The sequence below is a fragment of the Candidatus Babeliales bacterium genome (assembly GCA_019749895.1).
In the GTDB taxonomy this organism is placed as follows: domain Bacteria; phylum Babelota; class Babeliae; order Babelales; family RVW-14; genus AaIE-18.
This window is the reverse complement of record JAIEPG010000003.1, coordinates 170,951-192,815: the sequence shown is the minus strand read 5'-3', so window position 1 is coordinate 192,815 and position 21,865 is coordinate 170,951. Positions and strand designations below refer to the sequence as shown.

Below are 21,865 nucleotides of genomic sequence, written 5' to 3'. Positions count from 1 at the left end.
AGAATCCGAAAAAGTGGTAATTAGTGGTTCCGTCAAGCACCGTGAGCACACAGAGCGCGTAAGCGCGGTTGCAGCGATTCGGTGCGACAAGCGGGTCTTGGGCAGCAGGCCCAAGTGCGCCATCCCAAAGGGGTCGCAATACCCCTTTGGAAAAAAACGAATAAATTTACTCATGAAAAAAGCAGAGATTGTAAAAAGATAAAAAGAGATAAAACTTTATTTGGGGACAAAAAAAACATTTTTAACAAAAATCTTGCTCTCACTAAAACCTTTCTATAGTCTCAAATCGAAGTCGCAAAGTACGCAGTGCGAGAGTATTTTCAAAAAAATATTCAAAGCTGCAAGGAAGAAGGGTTCTATCAAAAGGAGAAGGAAGAACATGAGAGTAAGTCTTCGTACACTCGCGCTTTTAGCGCTCTGTGTTGGCACTGTGTTTGCCGACAACGATAGTCAATATGCAAACAGAACGTTCCTTATGCCACGTCCCACCAATGTGGACAAAGCAATGGAATGGACAACATGGCACGCGCACTTTTTCAAAAAACATCAAGAAAAACATGGCATCAACAGTCATTTTCAAGTAACTGGTTTTTGGCAAGCATCAACCAATGATGAAGATCTTGGTACCTACTTTGGTATTGGGAACGGTAAAAACAGTTTTGTGGTTGGCGAAGCTGGTATTGATGGCGTAGAAATTGACGGCAGCTTGTTAATTCATAATGTTAACAGCAGTGGGAATGTTGATGATTTTGTTGAAAGCAACGTCAAATTCAGACCAGAACGCGAAGCTTTTGGTTTCCGTTTAGACTATATTCAAGACATCAACGCACCAATCAAAGGTCTGTTTTTCAAAGCTAGCATGCCTATCGTTCATGTTGAAACCGACATGGAAGTAAGCTTTAGCGATGAACACAAGGTTGACATTGTTGATGACAACTCAAACACTGAGTATGGCCTTGCAGACTTTTTTGCAGGTAAAATCGACATCACCGAAGGCTTCAACATGCAATCTCCTCTAAAATTTGCCAAAATTAACGGAGACCGCAGCAAAACGGGTATTGCCGACCTTGACTTGGCACTTGGCTACAAATACTTCCACAGTGCAACATCACACGCGTTTGTTTCGGTTTTTGTAACGGTACCAACAGGCTCCAAAGTACGCGGCACCTACCTCTTTGAACCGGTTGTTGGCAATGGCCACCACGTAGCACTTGGCGCAAGCGTGTATGCCGGCGCACAAGTATGGTCTGGTGAACAAGGCAAGTTGCGCGTAGACGGCTGCTTGAACTACTCGTACCTGTTTGAAGGCACTGAAGCTAGAACAATCGGACTTAAAAACATTATCACGGGCAACCCTCTAGCACTTGGCCATTACTACCTTGGCGCACAAATTGGCCAAGTAAACAAGCCATTTTTCCCATTGGCAAACGTTTTAACCCGCGACGTGCGCGTACAACCAAACAGCCAAATCGATGCTTTATTGAACCTTTCATTCCAAAGCAAACGCTTTATTGTTGAAGTTGGCTACAACTTGTACTGGAAAGATCAAGAATCTATTTGGATCAAAAATACTGACGATTTGATTGGCCAAGTAGGTATTATCAATAATGATATCGATGCAACAAGCGGCGTAGCAGTAACCGTAGACAACCTTCTTGGTGGCGCTGCTTTCACCGCAGACAATCTAGACGTTAACGCAGCCAAAACCCCTTCACAAATCACTCACAAACTATCAGCAGGCGCTGCCTTTAAATATAAGATCAATAACAGCTACCCATCATCAATTGGCATTGGCGGTTCGTACGAATTTGCACCTAAAAATTCGTCCGTTGAACAATATGCCGTGTGGGGTAAAGCAGGGTTTTCATTCTAAGAATATTGACTTTATGAGTGTCACCATTTTATAATTAAAATTGACACATAGAAATTAATTCAATAGTAAGAGAAAAGAGAAGAAAAACCCTAAAATTAAGGAGATAGAAATGAGAATACGTAAAAGTCTACTTACCTTGGTCGGCTTGCTCCTGATCACAGCCACAGGGCTTGATCTTAATTCGGCCGGACCCGTACGAGGCAGAGGCACAAGAAAGCCCGCTACTAAAGCAATCATACCAGCAACTGATTGGCAAACTATAAAAGACTATAACAAACATGCATCTAAAGCAGACAGAACAGCCAATGTTCAAAACGCAATAGATGCTGTTAAGGCGGCGGCCAAAAAGAGCGCTATACAAAAGGCAGTTAACGATCTTAAGTTACGCGGTAAAAACGCTAAAAATGCTCATGCTGGCGTTGGTTTTCATAGTGCAAACGCAGACCATGCTAGAGTTTCAACCGGGTTTATTGCAACAGCGAACAAAGTTCGTGAACTTAGAGCTGCAATCGACGCACATCCAAAAAAACAAGCAACGCATTTGAATGATCTCGAAACAAAATTTGATGACTACATAAAAATATTTTTCTTCAACAAACAATTGCCTTCGCCTTATTCCAGAGCTGCAGCAGTCACTACTGCGTTCAACGCGGCAAAAGCACCAGCAGTCAAAGGCGGCAGTGGCGGTGGCGGCGGTGGTGGTGGCACAGCAGCAGCCATTGCAGCCGCAAAAACAGACGCAGAAACAGCCGCAACAACATTGCTTACAAGCCTCAAGAATCATGTCGGGCTTGAGCAAGTTAATGGCGTGGCAGTTGCATCTCCCAATCTTACCACCGGCATCCAAGGCTTCTTGACAGCATTCGCTGCTGTGGCTGCAGCAACTCCTGGCGATCTGCCAGCTAACTGTACGTTCACTGCTGCTGGCGAAGCTGCCATGAAATTTGCAACCAGCGCAGCAGCCGGAAAGAAATTCACTACAGCCAAAACAGCCGCAGGAACACTCAATACCGCAATTACTAATGCAGAAACAGCCTTCAACGCAGCAAAAACCGTTGCAGCTTATAAGGCTGTTGAAGATGGCATGACAACAGCAGGCCAACAACCTCGTGATGCTTATCTTGCTTTCATTGCTGCATTTGACGCCGCAGTAGAAAAAGCAGACCCAAGAACAGGGCTTAAAAAATGGTTGGGCGCAAAGGCAGATGCTGCTAACTTGCTAACCGACACGCTTGCAAGCGATGCAAATATGAAAACTGGTGCTAAATACGATTTTGATTGGCCAGCATTAATTCTTAATTGGACTGCACCAAGCGACATAGAAACTGCAAGAAACGATGTGGTGGCAGATATTACTGCAAACGCCGGAGCCTTCAAAGACGCGATCTTGGCCAACTTGCAAGCTAAAGCAAAAGATAAATCTGGCGACATCAGCGGAGTGCCAAATAACAATGACTTATGGTTAATGGATACACCAGGTACAAACGGCGTCGCAGCTAACAATGACCTTCGTACAATAGCCTTCAACATCGCTGATGCAACTCATAAAGCAACAACCAAAGTCTTTACCGCTGCTGATACTGCGGTAACTTACGGTACAGAAGTTCAAAATCTCAAGACCAAAGCAGAGCTTATTGACGCACTGAAGGCTGCCTACAGAGCCTTAATTCCTGCCGCAAACTTCAAATTCACTACTGCTGGCAATCTTAACGATGGAACAATTACAGCCGCATTTAATAATGGCAATATGACCACCTGGTTGAACACAGCAACTGCTACTGATAACGCCAAAAATAACGCGGCCCATACTGCTTGCCAAACTGCTGCAGGAGAAATAGCGGCAGCTACTCTGGAATTAGCTAATCTTACAGATATAACCACTGCAGGCAATGCCAATAACAAAGCTAATATGCAAACAGCTATTACCGATGCTCATGCTGCGCTTACCACAGCCGTGAACAGAGTTGCAACCGCGATTGCACATGTTGCTGGCGCAAACCCAGTCACTGCCATTCTTGACCCTGGCTTCCCAGCCCTTAGCGCTGCAGATAAAGTAACTGCTATCAATGCTGTAATTGCATCCATAGCCGGAAAAACAGCGGCAGAAGCTGTAGCAGTTCTTGCCCAACTATCAGCAGGCAGTGTGGCTATAAATATGGGCGGTGTAGTAACTGCAGCTCCATCTGCTGGTTATGCCGGACTTGACGCAGCGGTTAAGGATGCTTTCCTTGAAGTAGCTGCGCAAGCTGAGGCCAATGGTCAAATTGATAATGCTGTTCTGACTGCCATAGCAGCATTTTAACTAACAGAGAAAGGATAATAAATGAAAAAAATATTGATTACACTAATATTATGCATCGCCGCAATGAACTCTTCACAGGCAGCTGCTGCGTACAGCGAAGATGATGTCAAAAATCTGGCGACCTTAATGGAAGCAACCGTAATGAACCGCGTTAAAGATGCTATTGCTGCTCTTGATAAAGTAGCAACAATGGCAGCTCTTCCAGATAATAATGCCAAATGGAACGCGTTGTGGGCACTGACCAGTTCATTCCCATTATTGGATATTAACACTGCTGCTGCTGGCGGAGCCCCAAAGATAAGAACAAATGCAATTAAAAACGCTATAGCTGCTGCAATAGCATCCCCAAATAACGGCGGCGCTATTCCTGGAACTTATACACTTGATCCTGCATCAGCAGCACGTCAAGCTCTTATAGTAGCCGGTAAAATCAGCTAATTCAATGGGAGGGCGCCAACCGGCGCCCTCTTCGCTTTTCTAGCCCTTTCTTAATTCCGAAAAAACACTCCACTCTCTTTTCCAGACATTTCTACAGAATCTTAACCGAACATTTTCACTGAGTTCCTACACGCTTCAACAAAACTCTTGCTTTTATATCTAAATATTTTCTATTATTAAATTAATTAGAATTGTGTAAGAATTGTTAAAACCAAAAAAGTAGTACCATATGTTTCACTACTCAAGGAAAGGGATGTCTTGATGAAGAATCGTTTTATTCCATATATTTTCATGCTCTCGCTCACGAGCATGTTTTTAGCGCCACTGCACGGCGGGGCGCCTAGCCCAGAGCTAACAGCGCTAGAACAGGGCCTGGGAGCGCTTAAAGCTAAGCTTGCAAAGCTTGGCGGCAAGCTCGATCGGCTTGTAAACCCTTTACACGCCCAAGCAAAAGATCTCAAAACGTGGCTTGACCTCAAAAAAGGCAGTAGCAAAAAAGTGCTCAGCCTTAAGTATTTGCGTGACGAGAACAACTATTCCAACCCTGTAGCTGCAAAAGTGTGGATCGACATGATTGGCGATTGGACCAACATCAAGGCAGAGTTGAAAGCGGTTAAAAATGAGCTTACAACAGCTAAAACAAGCAAAGATGTACAAGATTTTCAAAGGTTAATCTTGGCACAACTGCACGCCTATCTTAATGATCACACAAGAAGCGGTATACCAGCGACTTACCGCGCTCCCTTTGCAAACAGCGAAAGTAACTGGATAGACTTTAAAGCACTAAACCGCACAGCCCTTTTTGCCCACATCAGCTCTATCGCTGCAGCTTTTAACCACAATCACGCAGACGTTGCGACCAATCCTGCAGATTATGCAGAGTTAATTGAAAATGCAAAGACTGCAAACACAGCGCTCACGGTAGCAGCGATTAGGATTATGTTTGGAAACGCGGTTGTCAGCATAATGACAGCAACACCGACAGCAACAACACTTGCCGACGAACCAGCCTCTAATTCTGATGCAGATGTCACTGCTTGGCTCAATGCAAAGCTTGGAACAGCAGGGTTGAAACATGGTAAGAGCTTTGATGCGGCTACTCTTGCTGCAGGCAAAGCGATTATCACTGCTCATACGGCAGTTACTCAGGCTAACACCAATGCGGCTACTGCAATTGGAAACATCGCTCAGGTTTTAGTAGGACCAAACAGCTATGCAGACGTAGTCACGGCAATTAAGAACATTAAGCGTTCAATTAAAGCCTTCAATAAGGCCAAAGATAATGCACTTGATCTAGCTTCAAAAGACGCAAACGTAAGCTGCGTAGTCGCCTCCTATGACGCCGGTACAGGAAACATGACAAGCGCTACCCTACACGTTGTGGATAGCGGCAACAACGTACTACCACTTACACCAGCAGCTCTTGAGGAGTTGGCTCTGGTTACGGCAGAAAACAAGGCACGCGCAGCAGCTCATGGCGCACCAGTTACTCTTACCATAGACCTGAGCAGTCTTGACACAGCAGCTAAAGCAGAGGCTTTCATTGATGGCCTCGTGACAGCAACAACTGAAGCAGATGTTAAAACCTGGTTAGATGCTTTAGATACAAATCAGTTTGCAGAGTTAAAGAAGTTGGCAGATGGGATACACACCAACGTTAAAGACAACGATAAGATCAACTGGATTGTAGGTCACGTACAAACACCACCCAACCCAGTCACCGCTATTCTTGACCCTGGCTTCCCAGCCCTTATCCTTGCAGATAGAACAGCTGCTATAAATGCTGTAATTGCATCCATAGCCGGAAAACCTGCGGCAGATGTTGTAGCAGTTCTTGCCCAGCTATCAGCAGGTAGTATTGCTATAAGTGTGGGCGGTGTAGTAACTGCAGTTAAATCTGCTGGTTATGGTGCACTTGACCAAGCGGTTAAAGATGCTTTCCTTGAAGTAGCTGCGCAAGCTGAGGCCGATGGTCAAATTGATAATGCTGTTCTGACTGCCATAGCAGCATTTTAACTAACATAGAAAGGATAATAAATGAAAAAAATATTGATTACACTAATATTATGCATCGCCGCAATGAACTCTTCACAGGCAGCTGCTGCGTACAGCGAAGATGATGTCAAAAATCTGGCGACCTTAATGGAAGCAACCGTAATGAACCGCGTTAAAGATGCTATTGCTGCTCTTGATAAAGTAGCAACAATGGCAGCTCTTCCAGATAATAATGCCAAATGGAACGCGTTGTGGGCACTGACCAGTTCATTCCCATTATTGGATATTAACACTGCTGCTGCTGGCGGAGCCCCAAAGATAAGAACAAATGCAATTAAAAACGCTATAGCTGCTGCAATAGCATCCCCAAATAACGGCGGCGCTATTCCTGGAACTTATACACTTGATCCTGCATCAGCAGCACGTCAAGCTCTTATAGTAGCCGGTAAAATCAGCTAATTCAATGGGAGGGCGCCAACCGGCGCCCTCTTCACTTTCTAGCCAAACATCAACCAAACCAAAAGTCCCTCTCCAACAAGCTGGCCACTATTGGTAATTTTCAACCATTTAAGTCACTTTTCCTTCTACCAAGGCACATTCATCTGGCTTTCTTGTCTCCCTAAAAACCACCTTTCAAAAGCTAAAAACCTCACAAAACCTCCAAAAACACCAAAAAGCAACTTTTTGATGTTTTAAAAAACGCCAAAAACAATCAAAAACATGCATTTATACCCCATTTGACAATAAAACTCGATATGGGTAATCTGGTTAAAATGGTGTTTAAGCCATTTGGTTATTTTCAGTGAGGTTATATTTTTCTATTTTTTTGGAGGTATTTATTATGAAACTCACCAACACACACAAAGCGTTAGCTTTTGCTTTCGCAATTACTCTTTCCGCGTCCGGCCAGGTTTTTGGTGCTGCAGGTTTGCCAGAGACCATTAGAGACCTTAATGTTAACGTCACAGCAAGTAATGTATGTGAATTAGCTCTAGCATTTCGCGCGGCAACTCGCAACATGGTAGGCGAAAACAATGCAGAACATATTGCACAAACAGTAGACCAAGCAACACGTTTTCTTGATCAAGCAATGCTTCTGTGTACTGCTGATAATTTTCAAACCATAAAAAGCACCTTGCGTTTTCAAATTGTCAGTGGATTAAGACTAGATTTACAACAAGCTGATCAAGCTGAAGCTCTCATGGAAAAACTCAACACAACCTACGCAACCTTTGGACAAGTACAACAAGCACAAGAACAAGCTCGTTTGGCAGCAAGAACACGTGCACAAATGGCTCGTGATGGCTTTAACCATTTCGCAAGCTCAGCAAAAAACAAAATTTCTAGTCTGTTTTCAAGAACTGAACCAGCTGAAGAAATAGACACGAGAACATTTGCAGAGGCAATGGCAGAACAGTACGCTCAAGAAGAAGCTGCAAGAGCTGCACAAGAACCAGCCGACCAACCAGAAGAACCAGCTCAAGATCCAGTAACACCATCGCGCTGTTCTTTCTCTGCCGTTTGGAACGCTATGACCAGCAAATGGATGCTCGTTCCAGCAGGTTTTGTCGTTGCTTACTTTGGTGGTGCTTATGACATGGCTACAAAACTGTGGAGTTCAGATGCTCCAGCGCCGGTAACAGGCACAGAAGACAATCTTGATCTTCCAAGCTTTGATGCAAATCCTGTTAAAGATGCTGAATTAAGACAACATCATTTAGCAAACATTGAAGCACAAATGCCAAGCTCATCGTCAAGCAACAGCTCAATCGAAACGCCAAAGCCAGCTAAAAGCGCTATAGAACTTGAAGCTGACGAAATGAAATTTGTTGATAAACATGGCAATCCATTGACCGGTATGACTTTAACTGCTGCTAAAATAGCGTTTATTAGCAACGAACTAGCACGTCGCCAAGCTGCTGCAATTAAGCAAGCAGAACAAGCACGCCTTGAAGAACAAGATACATGCCCAGCTCATGAAATTCTTGCTACATGTGACACAGACCAAGATACACACACTGAAATTGGGTTCCGCAGAGCACAGGTCAAACGCATGCGCCACCAAGCACGGGCGGCAGAAGAAGCAGGTAATAAAACTGCATCAACGCAACCAAGCGCAGAACCAGCTCCTGAGCAAGTAATTGATCCAATCGCTGCTGTAAAGGCTGATGTTCAAGCAATTCTTAGCGATGTTGTTCCTACCGCAGAAGAACTTATGCATGACGCTGATTTGTACCAACATACTCTTGAAACAGTACAAAATGCTTTGGAATTATGCAATGAATCTGGCATGTTTAGCAACGAAACTCAAGCAGCAGAATTGATGGAAATCATCAATCCATTCAGATTAGCTGCTATCGCTGCGCAACAAGCTTCAGTTGAAACGCCGGTTGTTACTGAACAACCACAAGCTTACAGCGTACCAAGCATGAGCGGATTCATTTACAAGAAATTCTTCAAAAGCTAAGAACTATGCTTAGATAAGAAACAAACAAGAGACGCACTGGTAGCAGTGCGTCTCTTTTCTAAAACTCGGTGCACATAAAATTTTTTCCGCAATAAAAACCTTAAACACCGACCCACCCAAAATCACCAACCTAGAGATTATTTCAAGAGGGTTGGGGGTAGAGGGACCCACAAAAAGGCCTGCTTGGATAAAACCGAGCGGGCCTTTGGTTTTATTTGGGACACTCAAAATTCAAATAACGACCTAGAAACCAACACAAAGCCCACCTCAACAAATTGACAAAAGTTTTGTCCAAGCTAAACTCATGTGGTAGTTTATTAATTGTCCTGGGGTTTTTTTAGGGGATCTTTCTATGAAATTTAATCGTATTATTGCGGCGGCATTGTGCGCTGCAACACTTGCCAGCACAACAGAACTTGTTGCTTGGGAATCATCTGAAGTCGCTCAAACTATTTTTGAGCCCTCTACAGTGCTTGATATCAGCCCAAAAGGCAAAGATCAAGGCTTTTTTGTTTTCGAAATTCTAGCCAAAGAATTTGATGCTCTGTGCAAAGAATTTAACGTTGTACCAGAAGTGATTGTTGAAGAAGCCGAAGTAGCTGCCAAAGACGTAGTAACTGAAGCTCAAAACGCTCACATAAACGCTCAAGCAACCGAAGAAGAAGTAACCGTTGAAGATTATACTTCAGTAACCCAAAACCATGCATGGACTTTGGTAAAAGTTACTGGAGCACTTATTGCTGTGCCCGTTGTACTTGCCGCTGCTTACCTTGCAAGCCACATCGACCTTGCTGCACAATGGTTGTCGTTAACAAACACTACACACCCAGATTCTTTGAAAATGTGCGGCCTTGACGAAGAAAATGGCATATTCCTTACTTCCAGCAGACCATTAAAAATAGAAGTAAAAGAAAACACAGAGCCGGCAACTGTTACCGCACCAAGCACGCCAGCAGAAGATGCTGAAGAGGTTTGCCAAGCGCCACATGCCGATTTTTATCTTGTTTGTAAGCCAGAAGATGAACCAACCGTTGCGCCAGAACAACCAGACGTAAAAGAAAACACAGAACCTGTAACAGAGCCTGTTATTGTTAACGAACCAAGCACTCCAGCAGAAGTTGAAACTCCGGTTGTTACTGAACAACCACAAGCCTACAGCGTACCGAGCATGAGCGGATTGCTTTACAAGACATTCTTCAAAAACTAAGAACAATTCTTACACAAAAAATAAAAAAGGTAATTTTATGAAACTTATTCGTTTTATTGCCCTGGTAACATTTGCCGCAACAATGACCACCAGCAACGCTCATAGCTACAACGCTCGAGCCGAGGCAACTGTCTGCGCTACGCTTGTACTGGCAACAGCAGCACTACTGGTAGGCTCTCAACTTGAGATGGTACAAAAGCTGTTTACCAGCACAGAGCAACCAGAAACCGGCACAGAGCTTAACGATGTTCTGAATGAGTTACTTACACAAGCATGCGCCAAACTTGAACAAGACAATGCATTAACGCCCGAAGAACAAGCAGTGTGCAACCTTGAAGGAACAACCACCGCAGAACGTGCGCAAGCGCTTGAAGCAATGCAACCACGATGCATAGTAACCAACAACAAAAAACGATGTATGGAAGAAAATCTTGAAACAGAAGTAAAGTACTTGCATCGCTCAATTTGCAACAATCCACAAGTTACCTTGTCAGTTGAAGAACAAGCACGCTGTGGTAATTTGACAGCAATTAAACAACTGCGTAGCCAAAAGTGTGAACAGAAGTTTAACGACCCAAGCTTCAACGTTAAAACATTGACCTATTCAGAGTTGCTCAACGATTGTGAAATAAGCTTAGCGCTTTCACCAAGCCAAGAACTTCGCGCAGCACGAGCATCTCTTGCTCTGCAGCCTAGCCTGATCTCATAAATTTTCTACATAAGTTATAAAAAAGAGGCGCATTGTTTAATGCGCCTCTTTTTTTATATATAAAATTTTTTCTAATTTTTTTTAAAACTACTTCTTAAAAACTAGTACCGCGTTGCCACCACCAAAGCCAAACGAATTTGAAAGCGCATAGCGCACCCGCGCTTCACGCGCTTTGCCCGGCACATAATCAAGTGTACAAGCCGGGTCCGGTTGGTCAAGATTAATGGTTGGTGGTATGAGCTGATGCTCAAGTGCCAACGCACAAATACCCGCTTCTACCCCGCCGGCAGCCGCAATCATGTGCCCGGTCATCGACTTTGTTGAGCTGACCAACGCATGTCCAGGCGTTTGTGGGTCAACGTGTGCACCAAAAACCTCTTTGAGTGCCAACGTTTCTACAACATCGTTCATCTGCGTTCCCGTGCCGTGGGCATTGATATAATCGATCTGGTCAGGCGTAATGCCAGCATCGCGCAACGCTTGTCTGATTGCTTGCACAGCACCGCGCCCTTCCGGGTGCATGGCCGTTAAATGGTAGGCATCGGCATTGGCGCCGTACCCAACAATCTGGGCATAAATATGCGCACCACGCGCCAGCGCATGGTCTTTGCGTTCAAGTACCAGCATGCCAGCACCTTCAGCAATCACAAAACCCGCTCGCTGCACATCAAACGGCCTGCTTGCCTCTTCCGGCTTTCCCTGCCAACGCGAAAGCGCACGCATGTTGTCAAAAGCGGTCATGGCAAACGGTGTTGCACACCCTTCTGCCCCGCCAGCAAGCATTATGGTGGCATAGCCGTCGCGCACGGCACGAAAGGCATGGCCCAGGGCGTCGGCGCCCGACGAACACGCACTGGTAAGCCCCAGCACCGGCCCTTGCAGGTTGTGCTGCATGGCTACCCAGGAGGCGGCAATGTTGTTGATTGCTTTGGGAATAACGAGTGGCGAAACGCCGTTTGCGCCGCGCGCTGCATAACCAAGCGCTGCTTCTTGTACGGTGCTCAAGCCGCCAATCCCCACGCCAACGTACACACCAAAAGTTTCTCGATCGTGCGGCGTGTTGTTGTCACAACCAGCGTCTGCCAGTGCTTGGCTACTTGCCAGCAATGCCAAGTGCGTAAAGCGCTCACTGCGGCTTTGTAACTTGGCGGGCAGCAAAGCGTTCAGCTGCTGTTGAATATTTTTTACCAAACCAACCGGCATGCCAACAACGTTGGATTCGTAAGATCCCTCGTCCTTCGACCCTTCGAGACGCCCTTCAGGCTCCTCAGGGAGAACGGAGGAAATTTTTTCCTGTACACCACAATCAGTTCCCCCTGACTCTTTGCCAGACTCAGCGCTAAAACCCTTTCCCGCCTTCCCTGAGGAGCTTGACGAAGCTTTGCGAAGACAAACGTCTCGAAGGGTTGAAGGGAGTGCCAAATCATAAGCAGTAATGCCAGAAATCCCGTTGCTCAGCGCATGCCAGGTTGTTGCGGTGTCGTTACCAACCGGGGTTACTAAACCAATGCCGGTGATAACAACTTCGTGTTTGTGCGCCACAATAAACGCGCGTTACTTGGTACGAGCTTGATGAATTAAATCAACCGCTTGCGCAATTGTTTTAATTTGTTCTGCGTCTTCATCTTTAATTTCAACACCAAAGGTTTCTTCAAAGCTCATAATAATTTCTACAATGTCCAACGAGTCGGCGCCAAGATCTTTGAATGTGGCCTCTGGCTTGATGTTTTCTTGTGGCATGCTTAATTTGTCGGCAATGATAAGTTGGATTTTTTGTAGTGTGTCTTCGCGTGAAAATGCCATGAGATTAATCTCCCTTTAATTGTGCTTTAGGTTGTTGTGTGTTGTTTACATTAACTATTCTTTTATGAAAGAATTAAAGGATAGCTAAAATTGAGAATTTTTCTATGCTATAATAGTTGTTATAGAAGATTTTTTTAAAAAATTACCTAAAAACTATGAATTATAAAGAAATAGAACCATACCATCAAAACCTCATAGATCTTGTTACTAAACATTTCCCATCATGCCGTCTTTACCTTTTTGGATCACGGGCAACACAAACCAATACCCCACACTCAGATATTGATTTGGCAATTGATTGTGGACAGGAAATACCATCAAGAGATCTTTCTGAACTTACCGACGCCATTGACACACTTAATATTCCATTTTGTGTTGATGTGGTTGACATACACAATACATCACCAATCATGGTTGAACAAATTAACAAATACGGAATTTTATGGAAAAAATAACCGGTATCGAAAAATTAATGGTAAAACAAACAACAATGTTACAAGCACTTTCAGGACTTAAGGAAGAAATAGATTCCTTAAACAAAATCTGCAAGAATGAATCGAGCGATGAAAAATTGATACGTACGTATCGCAATTCTGTAACAAAACTTTTTGAAATATCCTTCGATCTTTTCTGGAAATACGTAAAAGAATATCTTTGGGGCATGCACGGCATTGAACAACAATCCCCCAAAAGCGTTTTTCGCGAATGTTTCAAACTAGATTTCACCAACAAAACAGAAACGGCACATCTTTTGGATATCGTTGATGACCGCAATAGACTGGTGCATACCTACAACGAAGAAGTTGCTATCAAAATCTCTTACAAAATTCCACGGTACTATGATTTGATGAAAAAATTAGTTGACGCTATGAAGGTTTAAGCCCTCATATTAATACATCCCACCATTAACACTCAGCACCTGAGCGGTCACATAATCCGCCCTACCAGACGTCAAAAAGCCAACCATCTGCGCAACGTCTTCAACCGTGCCAAAGCGCTTGAGCGGGATACGCTCAAAGATATTTTTTTGAACGTCATCAGACAACCGCTGCGTCATTGCCGTTTCAATAAAACCAGGTGCTACGGCATTTACTAAAATATTGCGATTGGCATATTCGTGCGCAAGTGATTTGGTGAGTGCAATTAAACCTGCCTTGCTGGCAGCATAAGCCGCTTGACCGGCATTACCAGTGAGTGCCACAACCGAGCTCATATTCACAATGTACGCAGGCTTGCGCTGGTGCCCAGCACCATCATTTGCAACCATCATACGCTTGAGCGCTTGCTGTGAGCACAAAAAAGCACCTTTAAGATTCACGTTAAAAACAGCGTCCCAGTCGGCCTCGCGCATGCGCACTGCCAAGGCGTCGCGCGAAATGCCCGCGTTGTTTACTAAAACATCGAGACGTATTTTTTGTTGATCGACATAGAAAAATGCTTGCTGCACCGACGCAGCAGAAGAGATATCACACATAACATATTCAGCGCCTTCTTGAAGCAGCGAGCTTACCTGTTGCGTTGCTGCATCAAGACAATCAAGCACCACAACACGGTCGCCTCGTTGCAAAAAAAGTGATGTGATTGCGCGGCCAATGCCCTGCGCCCCACCGGTTACCATGCAGTACATTTCTACCGTCCTCGTTGCAATGCCGCTGCGTACGTGAAATCGTAAAAATAGCGCTGCCACTCTTCATCGGTGGTGTTGTATTCATTGTCATAGACAAAATGGTCAACCAGGGCCTCGCGCGTACGCAAAATCTCTTTGAGTCTGCCACAGCCTTTATTTTTTTGGTCACGCACCGTAAAATCGATCAACTCGAGAGCACGTTCAAATGCTTTTCGGCTCAACTCAAGATCCCCAGTCTTTTTCCAGTGAATCGTCCGTTCAACCTCGCTGCCAATATTGGCCATCTGTTCAAAGATAGAAAATTTAAACCAACGACCAGACTCATAGGTTTCTTTGTGAATAATCATGAAATCACCAGCTTGTTAACAATCTTCTTTCCCTCGATACATTTTTCCTCCGGAAAAACACTCGGGATGAGCGAGCTACACAGAACACTCGCGATAAGCGAAGAGTGCTGGAACCTACTTAAACTGCTAAAATTTCTATTTTCTTTAATCAAAACTACTTCACACCCGCTCATCCCGAGTGTTTTTGAGCAACGCGAAAAAATGTATCGAGGGACGTACATTTTTGCTGACATTTTTTTTAATTCTTGAATAGATATTTTTTCTCGCACAGTTTCCATAACATTCCCTTCTAGTTTTAACTGGACTTAAGAAGATTATCCGGTAATTTTCATTAATCAAGCTTAAATCGAATAAGTCGTGCTGAATTCACTAAAATAAAAAGATCTGTAACAGCATGAAACAACGCCGCTTCAATGGGCGTAACCACATTAAACAACGCAAGAACTATACCAAAAATGTGCACCGCTGCAAGCCCAACAAAAATATTTTGCAAAATCAAGCGAAAAACCTTACGGGAGAGCGCATATACAAACACAACGCCCTGCACATTGTTTGCCATCAAAACAATGTCTGCTGCCTGAATTGCAGGCTCCATGCCCATGGCACCCATCGCAATACCAACATCTGCTTGCACCAGCGCGGGAGCATCGTTAATGCCATCGCCAATCATGGCAACCTTGTGCCCTTTTTGCTGCAAATCTTTGATGATACGCAACTTTTCATCAGGATCAACCTGGCCAAAAACCGTTTCTATGCCCAACTGAGCAGCAACATGTTGCGCAACTTCAAGACGATCACCACTCAACAACATCACTTTTTTAATCCCAAATTTTTTGAGTTGATCAATCGTACTTTTTGCTTCAGGCCTCATTGAATCGGCAACGCCAATTCTCCCGCACAATTGATTATCGCATGCCAAATAAAAGAAAGTAGAACTGGAATCTTGCGTTGCAAGCAATGATTCAGGAATATGAATATTGGCATGCTCGGGCGCTTCAATAAAATGCTGGCTGCCCAGCACATATTTTTTGCCGGCATGCTCAACCTCAATACCATGCCCAGTTACCGATTCGTAGCGGTCCGGATCTGGGATCTCTCTATTATTTTGGGCAGCGCGCTGCAAAATTGCCTTGGCAAGCACATGCCCTGAACGTTTTTCCATCATTGCCGCAATTGTTACAATATCATCTTCAGAATACGATTGATTGAGCGATTCTATAGAAACAACCTCAGGTTGGCCAATAGTCAGTGTTCCCGTTTTGTCAAAAATGAGAATATCAACATCAGAAAAATGCTCCAATGCACTACCACCTTTAATTAAAATGCCCGAACGAAAAGCAGCTGCTGTTGCCGCCAAAATGGCAAGTGGCGTAATGAGCGTTAATTCGATGGGAGATCCAAAAACCAGCAAAGTAGTCACCAGCGAGAGATTGCCGGTTAAAAACCAGACAATGCCAATAAACACCATCATCAGCTGTACCACCACTAATGCTGCACGATTGGTTACCGAAACAATCGCTGCTTTTTCCTTTTCTGCTTGCTCAAGCAGGCGGCTAATTTTGCCAAAATGCGTTTCGGAACCAACCTTGCCAACCACCACCACAACACTACCCGCTTGAACAAAGGTGCCGGCAAACACCGGATCTTTAATCCCTTTTTCCAGCGGCGTACTTTCTCCGGTTAAAAACGATTCATTAATGCTGGCCTGACCATCAACAATAATGCCATCAACGGGAATTTGCTCACCTGTTTTTATAATCAAACGCATGTTTGGCTGCACGTTGCCCACTTCTAACACCTGCTCATGGCCATTAATAACCGCGGTTACGTTGGTTGGAACCAAACGAATCAGGCTTTCAATCGCCCTACCCGTTTTTTCTTTAATAAACTCTTCCGCATACTTTGCCAGATGCATAATAATCAGAACAACGATAATTGCCTGTTCTTCATGAGCTGCCAGCGCAACGCCGGTAGCAAAAATCAAAAATAACTCGGTGGTAATTTTTTTGTTGTATAAATCTTTAAGTGCATCAATGACAATGGGAACCAATGCAATAAAAAGTAGGCCATACATACCAAACACGCTTGCCGGTGCTTGATTGGCCAGCATAAGCCCAAACGCAACTGATATAACCAGAATATAACTACCGTAAAGAACGTTATACGTTTTCATATCATCTCTTTTTTTATAACCAAACATCTTACCACGCACGCCCGAAAGGTAAAAAGTATACTTTATGGTAGCATAAAACATTGCTGGAAATATATTGTATAGCAAACGAGTGAGATTTATTGAGCTTTTTAGATTGCTTGCTTTTCTCATTTTTTTGCTGAATACTCATACTAATTGAAAGTACGATTCTCAATCGGTCAGGAAATGGAGCCCAAAAATGCACATAAAACGCAAAATTACGCAAAATTTACTCGAAGCCTCTTCAGAGTTCCCCGTTGTTGCCGTTTTGGGCCCCCGCCAATCTGGCAAGACAACATTGGTACAATCAGCCTTTCCTGAAAAGCGCTATGTTTCTTTGGAAGATTATGACATACGCGCTCTGGCAGAAGAAGACCCACGCAGATTTTTGACCGATTATCCAAACGAAGCTGGTATTATTTTGGATGAAATTCAACACACACCAAAGCTTTTGTCGTACATGCAAACAATGGTTGATCGCGAAAAAAAGAATGGTTTTTTTATTGTTACCGGATCACAAAATTTTTTAGTAGATGAAGCAATAACACAAACACTTGCTGGACGGATGGCCGTGCTTACTTTGCTTCCATTATCGCTACAAGAACTTGAAGAAGCATCACTGTTACCAGAAAAAATTGATACGGCTCTGTACCGCGGTTTTTATCCAAAAGCGCATGCAGAAAAAGTTTCAGTTGATCGTTTGTACAGCAACTATCTACGTTTGTATGTTGAGCGCGACGTGCGCCAAATTAAAAATGTGGCGGATTTGAGCTTGTTCCAAAAGTTTATGCGCCTGTGCGCTGGACGCACTGGTCAAATACTCAATTTTACCTCACTAGGCAATGATTGCGGCGTTACGCACAGCACCGTGAGCGCATGGATCTCGCTGCTTGAAGCGAGCTACGTTATTTTTTTGCTGTACCCGTATTATGAAAATTATGGCAAACGAATCATTAAATCACCAAAACTTTATTTTGTTGATTCTGGCATTGCCTGCTCGTTACTCAAAATTCGTTCTGCTGAAGAGCTGGCCGACCACTATTTGCGCGGCAACCTGATTGAATCGATGATTATTACTGATTTATTGAAACAGCAACATAATCGCGAGCAACAACCAAGTCTTTATTTTTGGCGCGACCAAACCGGTCATGAAATTGATTGTATTATTGATACCTCTCGCTACCCAATCCCACTTGAAATTAAAGCCAGCTCAACGGTAGCAACTGACTTTTTTACGGGACTTAAAACTTGGCAAGAGATTGTTGAAAACAAAGAAAACCCCAAGTACTTAGTGTACGGAGGTGCGCAAAACCAAACGTGGCCACAGGCAGAAGTGCTCAGCTGGCGATCAGTTGGCGGGCTTATTGATACGATTTAAGAAAAATAGATTTTAAAGACGGTCAGAACTATTTTTTCAGAGCTTTGATTTTTTTAATTTCATCAACAGATAAACCGGTAATATCTGCAACTTGATTGATACTGAGCTTTGATAACATTTTTAGAACCATGTCTCGTTGGGCTTCTTCTCTACCCTGCTCCCTACCTTGAGCCCTACCCTGAGCTCTACCCTGCTCTCTACCCATCATTATTTGCGTTTCTTTAACACTTTCAGCAACCCTGCGTGCATCAACAAAGCGATCATACGCGGTAAGCTCAGCTGGCGACATGTTTCCTTCTTCAAGTACTTCCATCGCTTCTTCCAAAACCATAGGGGTTTTAAGCTGTTTAGGAATGGTATTTAATGTTGCAGCATTTTTTAAAAGATAAATCCATTTATCTATAACGTCGTCAAGTTGCTCAAGTGTTTTGTTAAATTTTTGCAACTCAATAAAATGAAACTCTAAGTGGCGCAACGAATGTGCATAGGTTTTGGTATTAAGAATTTTATGGTGAGTAAGGTAATCTGGTTCTTCAAAGATATTGAAGTCAAGAACACCAACAAAAATTACTGGCATAACGCTGCCGTATTGACCACCAATTTTAAGTTGTCGTGCCATTGCCAGTGCTGCATAATATTGGCTTCGTTCAGGGTAGTCGTTTTGACATTCAACTTGCAGCTCAATTATATAATTTCGCCCACTTTGATCAACACATCGAACGTCAACGATGCTTGTTTTAAGCCACTTTGTATCGGGCGTATTGTAGGGATCGGTAATCACCACACTAACAATCTTTTCCCCTTCTTTACACCCCAAAACGCTATTCAAAAAGCTTATAACAATTTCTTGCTTTGCCTGATCACCAAAAAGTTTTTTAAATGCAATATCGCTCATTGGATCTAAAAAAAGCATCTCTGGTTCCTTGGTATAAAGATTAAAATTCGAATTACTATTTTATTCCAGAACAGTAGCATCATCTTGCACAGGCGCAGCATCTTGCACAACTTCTTGCGCCACTTCAACAACCGGCTCAACAACAACCAGCTCGTCTTCAGCGCAGTACTCAGCATTGCAACCATCTTTGTGCTCGTGCTTTTCAACAACCTTGCCAAGAATTTCTAACAGCTTTTCAATATCGCTTTGATCATTAATTGAGATAATTTCTTTGTCTGGCCATTCGCGCCGCAACATCTTTGCATAGGCAATACCAGGCCCTACTTCAATAATAACATCACAATCTTTAAAATGCTGCATGCTTGGCCACCACAACACTGGACTGTTCATATGTTTTTGTAGTGCTTCATGCACCTGCGCCCCCGTGGTTGCAACAGCAGCATCAACGTTAGTAACAAGAGGAACGTGGAGATCTTTGAAATCAACTTTGACCATGTACTGCGCAAATTGTTGGGCAGCATTGTCCATGAGACGGGAGTGAAAGGCACCGGCAACATCAAGTTCGATAATTTTGCCACCAGCGGCACGAGCATCATCAATAACTTTTTCAAGCGTTTGAACCGTACCAGAAACAACAAGCTGTTTGCTGTTGTTATAGTTTACAATTTGAGCAACATGTTCCAAGCTTTCTGGAACATCGTGTTTTTTACAAATTTCATTAAGTTTATCATACGACAAACCAATCACGGCAACCATGGTACCGCGGGCTTCTAGCGTTGCTTCTTCCATAAACGTAGCACGCTTTTTTAAAAGATAAAGAGCATCGGGAAATGTCATACCACCAGCTGCAAACAGTGCTGCGTATTCGCCAGAACTGTGACCAGCAACAATGTCTGGCTGCACGCCGTAGCGTTCTTTAAGGAGCTGAGCAATGGCGGTACTCACTAAAAAAATTGAGGCTTGCGCATTAACCGTTCCGCGCAATTCATTGTCTGATGAAGCAAAACAAAGCCGGACAAAATTGTTGTCCAAACAATTTGATGCTTCTTCAAATAACTCTTGCACCACGCGTTCTTTATCATAAAATTCTTTTCCCATGCCCAGCGTTTGCGCGCCCTGACCGGGGAAAAGCATACCTATTTTTTTCATGGTAAATACCTTTCCGATACTACGTAAAGACTTATAACCTCACATACTAAAACCGCAGACTTTTACAGCCGTGCGAGCAACAACGAAATTCTTATGCTAGCTCGTTGATTGCCTAAAACTTCGATCAAATCAAAAACACCGGGGCTTTGAATTGATCCGGTTAATGCCAAGCGTAATGCTTGCGCTACATTAACCAACTTCTCTTGATGCGTATCACAAATTTTTTGTGCTGCATCAAGCAACGCTGCATGGGTAATTTCACCCGTTTGCACGTATGCTAAAAATTCTTGCAACAGCAATGCTGTTTGCGGAGTGCGCCATTTTTCAATCAACGCAAGGTCTAATTCTTGCGGATCGTGCGCAAAACTCATTATGTCATGGTGCAGCTGCACCAGCGTTATGGCACGCTGGCCATACAGCTTGACTAAACTTTCTAACTGCTTTTCTGACCAGGTTACTTGCAACTGGCTCACAGTAGCCGGGTTCATCTGCTCAAGCGCTTGCATAATCTGGCTAAATGATAATTGACGCATGTACATCGCGTTTAACCATTCAAGCTTTTTCATATCAAAAATTGAGCCTTTTTTACCAACGGCTTCTAGCGTAAATTTTTCAACCAACTCGTGGCGTGTAAACAGTTCCTGGTCACCATGCGACCAGCCCAAACGCACCAAGTAGTTGCATAAAGCATCGCCCAAAAAACCTTGTGCGCGATAATGTTCTACCGAAACGGCCGCATCGCGCTTGCTCAACTTACCACCAGATTTTCCCAAAATCAGCGGCAGATGGGCAAAAGCAGGCATCTGGCTACCCAGCGCTTGGTACAACAACACTTGCTTAATGGTGTTGGAAATATGATCTTCACCACGAATAATGTGGGTGATGTTCATAAAAATATCATCAACAACAACGCAAAAGTTGTACATAGGCAGGCCGTCACGTCGCACGATAATAAAGTCATCAAGCGTTTCTGTTGAAACATTGATCTTACCTCTAATGATATCGTCAAACGAAATCTCTTTGCCTACTGCGGGCAGTTTAAACCGAATTGCATGCGGTTTTTTCAAATCTTCTTGCGTAAACGCATTGTCGCGACAAATACCTGCGTACTTGTTTACAATGCCTTGTTCATGCGCTTGGACAACTTCGTCCATATCGCGGGGCGGGCAAAAACATGGGTATGCCAGCCCGCGATCCATTAATTCGTAAGCGTGCTTTACATGCCCAGGGGCACGGTCGCGCTGAAACACCATCTCTTCGTCGGGCAGCAGACCAAGCCATGTTAATGAGGCCAGCTGCGAGTCAAGGTATTCCTTGGTTGAGCGTTGCACGTCGGTATCTTCAATACGCAGCAAATAAGTTCCCTCATTATGCCGCGCAAACAGCCAGTTAAAAAGAGCGGTACGAACGCCGCCAATGTGTAAATGTCCCGTTGGTGATGGTGCAAAACGTACGCGCACCGGCTGTTTTGTATTCATAGTTTT

Annotated in this window: 19 protein-coding genes; 11 read left to right on the top strand and 8 right to left on the bottom strand. The window is 43.9% G+C overall.

Translation table 11 applies throughout. The features are described from left to right. Positions 1-379 precede the first annotated feature (379 nt). The 8 genes from K2W90_03560 to K2W90_03525 all read left to right on the top strand — a co-directional run bounded on the left by K2W90_03560 (position 380) and on the right by K2W90_03525 (position 10,991). Entirely contained in the window at positions 380-1,873 is a 1,494-nt protein-coding gene (locus tag K2W90_03560; protein MBY0353415.1) for a hypothetical protein, read from the top strand. A 109-nt stretch (positions 1,874-1,982) separates the two neighbouring features. Further along, positions 1,983-4,175 carry a hypothetical protein gene (locus K2W90_03555; protein ID MBY0353414.1) on the top strand — a complete coding sequence of 731 codons (2,193 nt, stop codon included), beginning with the start codon at positions 1,983-1,985 and terminating at the stop codon, positions 4,173-4,175. A gap of 21 nt (positions 4,176-4,196) precedes the next feature. After that, positions 4,197-4,613, top strand: coding sequence for a hypothetical protein (locus K2W90_03550; protein ID MBY0353413.1), 417 nt, complete (start codon positions 4,197-4,199; stop codon positions 4,611-4,613). 261 nt (positions 4,614-4,874) lie between these two features. Further along, positions 4,875-6,629 carry a hypothetical protein gene (locus tag K2W90_03545; GenBank protein ID MBY0353412.1) on the top strand — a complete coding sequence of 585 codons (1,755 nt, stop codon included), beginning with the start codon at positions 4,875-4,877 and terminating at the stop codon, positions 6,627-6,629. 21 nt (positions 6,630-6,650) lie between these two features. Continuing rightward, a complete protein-coding gene (locus tag K2W90_03540) occupies positions 6,651-7,067 on the top strand; it encodes a hypothetical protein (protein MBY0353411.1) in 417 nt (138 codons plus the stop codon). 382 nt (positions 7,068-7,449) lie between these two features. Next, the gene (locus K2W90_03535) at positions 7,450-9,075 is read left to right on the top strand and encodes a hypothetical protein (GenBank protein MBY0353410.1); all 1,626 of its coding nucleotides are present in this window, start codon (positions 7,450-7,452) and stop codon (positions 9,073-9,075) included. 352 nt (positions 9,076-9,427) lie between these two features. Then, complete coding sequence (locus K2W90_03530; GenBank protein ID MBY0353409.1) at positions 9,428-10,282, top strand: hypothetical protein; 855 nt, start codon at positions 9,428-9,430, stop codon at positions 10,280-10,282. A gap of 37 nt (positions 10,283-10,319) precedes the next feature. After that, positions 10,320-10,991 (top strand): hypothetical protein, encoded by a 672-nt coding sequence (locus K2W90_03525; GenBank protein MBY0353408.1) that lies wholly within the window; start codon positions 10,320-10,322, stop codon positions 10,989-10,991. 87 nt (positions 10,992-11,078) lie between these two features. Here K2W90_03525 and K2W90_03520 read toward each other — a convergent pair whose 3' ends face one another. Both K2W90_03520 and acpP read right to left on the bottom strand, forming a co-directional pair. Continuing rightward, complete coding sequence (locus tag K2W90_03520; GenBank protein MBY0353407.1) at positions 11,079-12,533, bottom strand: beta-ketoacyl-[acyl-carrier-protein] synthase family protein; 1,455 nt, start codon at positions 12,531-12,533, stop codon at positions 11,079-11,081. Positions 12,534-12,545: 12 nt separating this feature from the next. Beyond that, complete coding sequence (acpP, locus tag K2W90_03515) at positions 12,546-12,794, bottom strand: acyl carrier protein (protein MBY0353406.1); 249 nt, start codon at positions 12,792-12,794, stop codon at positions 12,546-12,548. A gap of 155 nt (positions 12,795-12,949) precedes the next feature. Here acpP and K2W90_03510 point away from each other — a divergent pair, with 155 nt between their 5' ends. Next, positions 12,950-13,249, top strand: a complete 300-nt coding sequence (locus K2W90_03510) for a nucleotidyltransferase domain-containing protein (protein MBY0353405.1) — start codon at positions 12,950-12,952, stop codon at positions 13,247-13,249. Then, positions 13,237-13,674, top strand: coding sequence for a nucleotidyltransferase substrate binding protein (locus tag K2W90_03505; protein MBY0353404.1), 438 nt, complete (start codon positions 13,237-13,239; stop codon positions 13,672-13,674). The genes K2W90_03510 and K2W90_03505 overlap by 13 nt, the downstream gene beginning before the upstream one ends. A gap of 9 nt (positions 13,675-13,683) precedes the next feature. Here K2W90_03505 and fabG read toward each other — a convergent pair whose 3' ends face one another. From fabG to K2W90_03490, 3 genes are all read right to left on the bottom strand, one after another. Next, the gene (fabG, locus tag K2W90_03500) at positions 13,684-14,481 is read right to left on the bottom strand and encodes a 3-oxoacyl-ACP reductase FabG (protein ID MBY0353403.1); all 798 of its coding nucleotides are present in this window, start codon (positions 14,479-14,481) and stop codon (positions 13,684-13,686) included. Then, positions 14,424-14,768, bottom strand: a complete 345-nt coding sequence (locus K2W90_03495; GenBank protein ID MBY0353402.1) for a hypothetical protein — start codon at positions 14,766-14,768, stop codon at positions 14,424-14,426. Before K2W90_03495 ends, fabG begins: the two co-directional genes overlap by 58 nt. A gap of 331 nt (positions 14,769-15,099) precedes the next feature. Further along, on the bottom strand, positions 15,100-16,941 hold the full coding sequence (locus K2W90_03490) for a cation-translocating P-type ATPase (protein ID MBY0353401.1): 1,842 nt from the start codon (positions 16,939-16,941) through the stop codon (positions 15,100-15,102). 217 nt (positions 16,942-17,158) lie between these two features. On the opposite strand from K2W90_03490, the gene K2W90_03485 reads away from it, so the two are divergent. Beyond that, entirely contained in the window at positions 17,159-18,337 is a 1,179-nt protein-coding gene (locus K2W90_03485) for an ATP-binding protein (GenBank protein ID MBY0353400.1), read from the top strand. Between the two features lie 28 nt (positions 18,338-18,365). Here the strand turns inward: K2W90_03485 and K2W90_03480 are convergent, their stop codons facing one another. The 3 genes from K2W90_03480 to gltX form a co-directional block, all read right to left on the bottom strand. After that, positions 18,366-19,250 carry an Rpn family recombination-promoting nuclease/putative transposase gene (locus tag K2W90_03480; GenBank protein MBY0353399.1) on the bottom strand — a complete coding sequence of 295 codons (885 nt, stop codon included), beginning with the start codon at positions 19,248-19,250 and terminating at the stop codon, positions 18,366-18,368. 42 nt (positions 19,251-19,292) lie between these two features. Further along, a complete protein-coding gene (fabD, locus tag K2W90_03475) occupies positions 19,293-20,381 on the bottom strand; it encodes an ACP S-malonyltransferase (GenBank protein MBY0353398.1) in 1,089 nt (362 codons plus the stop codon). A gap of 62 nt (positions 20,382-20,443) precedes the next feature. Next, complete coding sequence (gene gltX, locus K2W90_03470; GenBank protein ID MBY0353397.1) at positions 20,444-21,859, bottom strand: glutamate--tRNA ligase; 1,416 nt, start codon at positions 21,857-21,859, stop codon at positions 20,444-20,446. Positions 21,860-21,865 lie beyond the last annotated feature (6 nt).